Raw genomic sequence first — 4,738 nt, forward strand, 5'->3', positions numbered from 1 at the left:
GCTTGCGGGTCTCCATCTGATCCACGAGGTCGTCGAGCAGGGCGAGGGCCTCGCGGGAGGTGACGGCGTAGCGGTGGAAGACGTCGCGGCCGTAGGCCAGCTCCATGCCCTTCGGGTCGATCCCGTTCACACGGCACAGCCCGTCCCGGATGGCCGGGGCGATCGACAGCAGGGGCGCCCACATCAGCGAACCCTTGCCCGCGCCGGTGGCCCCGCCGACCAGGGTGTGGCTGCCGCGGATCGACTGGCGCCACTCGGTGCCGTACTCAGTCGCCCCGGACAGCACCCGGTCCAGATCCAGCGCCTCCTCCGCCACGGTGGTGAGTGCGTCCAGGTCGGGGGCGTCGACCACGGCGTCGAGGAGGTTGCGGCGCTGGTAGTCGATCGACACCACGTTCGCGCTCAGTTCGCGGACCTGGCAGCGGTTCACCCCACGGGCCACCGCGAGGGCGCGGGCGGCGGTGTCGAATTCCTCCGGGGTCTGCCCGGGGACCAGGCGCACCTTTACCTCGTCCCAGGAGGGGCCGGAGCGGACCGAGAGGATGCGGGGGAGCTGGTCACGGCGCGGCCGCGAACGCGGGGCGGTGGCGGTGCGTCGGAGCGGGTTGACCTGGATGACCGTCGCACCCGCCCGGTCGGGAACCGTCAGGCCGCAGGAGCGCAGCCAGCGCGGCATCCGGGGGGCGTAGACGGCCCAGCGCTGCCACCACGACCGGATCCGACGTCCGGCCCAGTGGTCGAACGGCAGCGGCGCAACGATCCGCCACAGCCCCAGCGAGGCCGCGACCGTGAGCGCGACGAGCAGCAGCGAGAGCCAGCCCCACCACCAGCACCACGCCGACACCACGGTCACGGTCGAGGTGGTGCGCCAGTGCCGGGCCAACCAGACGACCGCCAGGACGAGCCCCTTGACGGCGAGGTAGGCCGCGACAAACACGACGGCGGCGGTGGCGAGGGCTTCCAGGACCCGGGCCAGGTAGTGCCCGATCCGGTAGAGCACGTAGAACACGGCGGCCAGGGCGGCGCCACCGACCATGGCGATCTGCTCCCACGACAGCGGCACGTCCGCGGCCGGGGTGACGGCGGCGAGGGTGGTGGTGATCATCGACGGTCTCCCTTCCGACGGACGGTGGCGAGCGGGACGAGTACGAGCTGGTCGAGGTGATCGGCGCACCGACGGCGCCGCGGGTCGGGCCGCTCGTGCAGTGGGGTCCGGCAGACCTCGCCCCGCGGTGGCTTCGCGGTGGCGCTCATGCGACGTCACCCCCAGCCGTCGGGACCGTGGTGGCGGGGACGGTGGTGATGGTGAGTCCGACGCGGTGCAGGGTCCGGCGCTCGGCCGGGGTGGTGCCGCCGGTGATGCCGAACCGCCGCGCCGGGTCCTCGGTGGCGAGGACGTCGGCCAGGCACGCGGCGCGGACGGGGCAGCCCCGGCACACCCGACGCGGCGGCTCCACTGAGACGGCGCGGTCGTCGACCGGGAAGAACAGCTCGGTGTCCAACCCCGCGCACGCCGCGTCGTCACGCCACCCGGGCCCGGAGACGACGGCGGTCGGGTCGGTGATCGGGACCAGCCGCAGCACCGGCCGGCCCTGGCTCGGGGCGCTCATCGGACCACCGCCGAGGTGGCCGGGAGTCCCGGTGCGGCGAGGTCGGTGAGGCCGAGGTCGGCCCAGTTGGACATGGCCCCGGCGACGTCGGAGGTGGGACGCCGGTCGGCGAGGGCCTGCCAGTCGTCGGCGGTGTCGCTCCAGTAGCGGGCCTGGCGCTCGTTGTCGAGGACGGCGGTGATGACGGCCTCGACGTAGATGCCGGGAACGCCGTTGGTGGCGGTGTCGCGTTCCAGGACGGTCCACCAGCGGGCGCGGCGGGTGTGGAGTTCGGCGAGCCGACGGGCGCGGGCGGCGTGGGCGAGCAGGTCCCCGGCCGGGGGTCGTGCGGTGTCGCGGATCGCGCGGCTGGTGCGGCGGAGGCCGGCCTCGACGAGACGGGTCACGGGCACGACCCGGGCGTCGGTGGGCTCGGTCGTGGTGTGGGCATGACGGGGTAGAGAGGTGTGCGGGGTCATCTACGCTCGGTGTCCTTCCGAGTCTTCGAGTGCCTGGCAGGGCTACGAGGGGCGAGGAAGATCGGAGGGGAGCCCGCTACAGACGGGCTTCCCTCCACCTGGTGCGGCGGGTGAGTGGCAGCTCAGGCCGCGTCCTGGTTCTTGCCCGGCGCCGGTCGGTGGCCGTGACCGGCCGGGGCGCGCATCCCGGCGGCGCGGAAGCTGTACGCGACGCGGGGCCGGCCGCCGGTCTCCTGCACGTACGGGGTGACGGTGAGTCCGTCGAACTCGACCGGCCGGAACGGCAGCCCCGCGGCGGCCTCGGGCGGGACCGGCTGGTGCGGGGCCGCGATCTTCACCGTGACCGTCTTGTCCGTGCGGCGGGCCTCGGGGTCGGCGTCGAGGACCGAGACCGACCACACCGGCAGACCGGACTCCTTGTCGGTCTGCTGGACCGGGCGGCCGGGGGAGGACTTGTCGAAGTCCCGGACCGGCTCGACCTCGGACACCACGAACGCGCCGTGGGGAAACACGTCGCCCATCGCAACGGGGAACTTGTTCTTGTTGATCGCCATGACTGGCCTCCTGGTTGTGCGGCACCCTACTGGCTTGAGCCAGTAGAGCAGGCTTGAGCCAGTTAGTCAAGTGACTGGCTCAGTCCAGTTCGCTATCGTGAAGACATGACGTCTTCGGCACTGGCGCCGCGGGGCGCCAACAGCGACTACCGAGCCATCGCGCACGAGCTGCGCGAGGCGATCACCTCAGGCGAGTACCAGGCCGGCGACAAGCTCCCGTCAGAGCGCGTGCTCGCCGAGCAGCACGGAGCCGCCCGCAACACCGTCCGTGAGGCCATCGCCGCCTTGCGCCGCGAGGGCCTGGTCAGCGCCCAACACGGCCGCGGGGTGTTCGTCCGTAGCAAGCCGCGGTGGATGCGCTTCGGTCGACGCCGCTACAGCGCCGCGATGCGCTCCACCAACGAGCTCGGCCCGTTCGGCGCCGAGGCCGTCGCGCAGGGCCGGACCCCGCACGTCGACTCCCGCATCACCAGGGTCGAGGCACCCACGGAGGTCGCGGAGCGGCTCGGGACCGAGCCCGGGACCCCGGTTGTGCAGCGCGAGAACTGGTACTTCGCCGACGACGAGCCGTTGCAGATCGGCGTCACCTACGCCGCGTGGAGCCTGGTCGAGGGCAACCCGCTCGGCGACTCCGCCGACCTCGGTCCAGAGGGCATCTACGGCCAGTTCGCCGCCCTCGGCCATGTGATCACCCACGTGCGTGAGGAGATCTCGGCGAGGATGCCCACCCGGGAGGAGGCCCAGCACATGACGATTCCCGACGGCGTCCCGGTGATCGAGCTGTGGCACACCGGGATCAACGCCGACCGGGAACCGTTCGAGGTGACCCGTTTCGTGATGCGCGCCGACTACTCCGCCCTGGACTACGACATGCCGGTGGAGGACCAGTGACAGAGCCGGTGCGCACCGTCCGCGAACGCCAGGACGGCGACCTACCCGCACTCGCCCGAGTCTTGAAACGGGTCCATGCCCACGACGGGTACCCGGTGGAGGGCATCGCCGATCCCTGGGCGTGGCTGGCGCACCCGCACGAGATCCGGAGCTGGACCGCCGTCGTCGACGATGTCCCGGTCGGGCAGGTCACGCTCACCGAGGCACAGCCGGACGACGACGCGGCCCGCGCCTGGATGGAGCACGCGGGCGGCCACGTAACCGACCTCGCTGTCATGGCCCGCCTGTTCCTGGACCCTGGGCACCGGGGCGCGGGCCTCGCGGGCTTCCTGATCCTCGCCCTGCGCCACCACGCCCAGCTCATCGGCCGGACCGTGGTCTTCGACGTGATGGCAAAGGACACCGCGGCCGTCCAGTTCTACGACCACTCCGGCGCCGCGCGGATCACCGAGGTCACCCACCGGTTCGGCGACGGCCTCACCGAACCCGCACTGGTCTACGTCTTCCCTGACCCGCGGGTCGCAGGCTAACCAGCAGCCCAGTCGGATCGAACGCCGGCTCACGTCCGCCGGCACCTGCGCTGACACCTGCGCGTGCTGCCGAATCCGACTCTTTGGGATCAAGGCGCCGCCTCCGGCGGCGCGGGGCCGGCCACGCCGGCCCCGTCGCTCGCTCACTACACCTCCGGCCCGTTCGCGGCGCCGTGGCTCGGCTACCCGGCCCCTCCCCACCGAGCAGCGCTACTCCGAGACGATCCGGTCATGGCAGACGCAGACGCCCGACGCATCTGGGAGCAGGAGCGACCGCGGAACCTCGTCGTCGACGGCGAGCGGTTCACCGTCCGACCACGCCCGACCGAGCCAGGCACCTACGACTTCGACTGGCAGACCGGACCGAACCCGGACTACGGCTTCTCCCAGTTCGGATCTCAGCGCAGACCCGCGACGACCGAGGAACTCCACGACTCCATCCGCGACTTCCTCGGCACGATCGACCCCGAGACTGGCTACATCGAGGAGTGATCGCCGACAGCGCCTCCGGCGGCCGGGCTCCGCCCGAACCCGACACCGCTCGGAGATCAAGGGGAGTGCGGCGGGGCTGGTGACCTCCTCACAGCGCGCCGAGACGGCAGCCAGACCGGGGAGTGGGGGTCACGTCCGCTGACGTGGTGGACGAAGACGGCTACCTCGTGAGCCTTCGTCGGTCAAACTACGCGGTGATCGCG

General features: G+C 72.1%; 8 protein-coding genes. 3 read left to right on the plus strand and 5 right to left on the minus strand.

Features of this window, described 5'->3' with window-relative positions:
• The 5 genes from FVA95_RS27535 to FVA95_RS27550 all read right to left on the minus strand — a co-directional run.
• Nucleotides 1-1,105: FtsK/SpoIIIE domain-containing protein (locus FVA95_RS27535; RefSeq protein ID WP_149666726.1), on the minus strand; the 1,105-nt coding region annotated here is incomplete at its 3' end.
• On the minus strand, nucleotides 1,102-1,254 hold the full coding sequence (locus tag FVA95_RS31130; protein ID WP_161992495.1) for a hypothetical protein: 153 nt from the start codon (nucleotides 1,252-1,254) through the stop codon (nucleotides 1,102-1,104). The genes FVA95_RS31130 and FVA95_RS27535, both read right to left, overlap by 4 nt.
• On the minus strand, nucleotides 1,251-1,610 hold the full coding sequence (locus tag FVA95_RS27540) for a WhiB family transcriptional regulator (RefSeq protein ID WP_149666728.1): 360 nt from the start codon (nucleotides 1,608-1,610) through the stop codon (nucleotides 1,251-1,253). The genes FVA95_RS31130 and FVA95_RS27540 overlap by 4 nt, the downstream gene beginning before the upstream one ends.
• The gene (locus tag FVA95_RS27545; protein WP_149666730.1) at nucleotides 1,607-2,068 is read right to left on the minus strand and encodes a hypothetical protein; all 462 of its coding nucleotides are present in this window, start codon (nucleotides 2,066-2,068) and stop codon (nucleotides 1,607-1,609) included. The genes FVA95_RS27540 and FVA95_RS27545 overlap by 4 nt, the downstream gene beginning before the upstream one ends.
• A gap of 122 nt (nucleotides 2,069-2,190) precedes the next feature.
• On the minus strand, nucleotides 2,191-2,622 hold the full coding sequence (locus FVA95_RS27550; RefSeq protein WP_149666732.1) for a plasmid replication, integration and excision activator: 432 nt from the start codon (nucleotides 2,620-2,622) through the stop codon (nucleotides 2,191-2,193).
• 105 nt (nucleotides 2,623-2,727) lie between these two features.
• Here FVA95_RS27550 and FVA95_RS27555 point away from each other — a divergent pair, with 105 nt between their 5' ends.
• The 3 genes from FVA95_RS27555 (at nucleotide 2,728) to FVA95_RS27565 (ending at nucleotide 4,535) form a co-directional block, all read left to right on the plus strand.
• On the plus strand, nucleotides 2,728-3,513 hold the full coding sequence (locus tag FVA95_RS27555; RefSeq protein WP_149666734.1) for a GntR family transcriptional regulator: 786 nt from the start codon (nucleotides 2,728-2,730) through the stop codon (nucleotides 3,511-3,513).
• A complete protein-coding gene (locus FVA95_RS27560; protein ID WP_161992496.1) occupies nucleotides 3,510-4,043 on the plus strand; it encodes a GNAT family N-acetyltransferase in 534 nt (177 codons plus the stop codon). Before FVA95_RS27555 ends, FVA95_RS27560 begins: the two co-directional genes overlap by 4 nt.
• 231 nt (nucleotides 4,044-4,274) lie before the next feature.
• Complete coding sequence (locus tag FVA95_RS27565; RefSeq protein WP_149666739.1) at nucleotides 4,275-4,535, plus strand: hypothetical protein; 261 nt, start codon at nucleotides 4,275-4,277, stop codon at nucleotides 4,533-4,535.
• The last annotated feature ends 203 nt before the right edge of the window (nucleotides 4,536-4,738 follow it).

The sequence above is a fragment of the Pseudonocardia sp. EV170527-09 genome, from assembly GCF_008369905.1.
Taxonomy (GTDB): Bacteria; Actinomycetota; Actinomycetes; order Mycobacteriales; family Pseudonocardiaceae; genus Pseudonocardia.

Bases quoted from the DNA above. Each gene is read 5' to 3' on its own strand.
- FVA95_RS31130 (WP_161992495.1), bottom strand. From the start codon at position 1,254: ATGAGCGCCACCGCGAAGCCACCGCGGGGCGAGGTCTGCCGGACCCCA.
- FVA95_RS27540 (WP_149666728.1), bottom strand. From the start codon at position 1,610: ATGAGCGCCCCGAGCCAGGGCCGGCCGGTGCTGCGGCTGGTCCCGATC.
- FVA95_RS27545 (WP_149666730.1), bottom strand. From the start codon at position 2,068: ATGACCCCGCACACCTCTCTACCCCGTCATGCCCACACCACGACCGAG.
- FVA95_RS27550 (WP_149666732.1), bottom strand. From the start codon at position 2,622: ATGGCGATCAACAAGAACAAGTTCCCCGTTGCGATGGGCGACGTGTTT.
- FVA95_RS27555 (WP_149666734.1), top strand. From the start codon at position 2,728: ATGACGTCTTCGGCACTGGCGCCGCGGGGCGCCAACAGCGACTACCGA.
- FVA95_RS27565 (WP_149666739.1), top strand. From the start codon at position 4,275: ATGGCAGACGCAGACGCCCGACGCATCTGGGAGCAGGAGCGACCGCGG.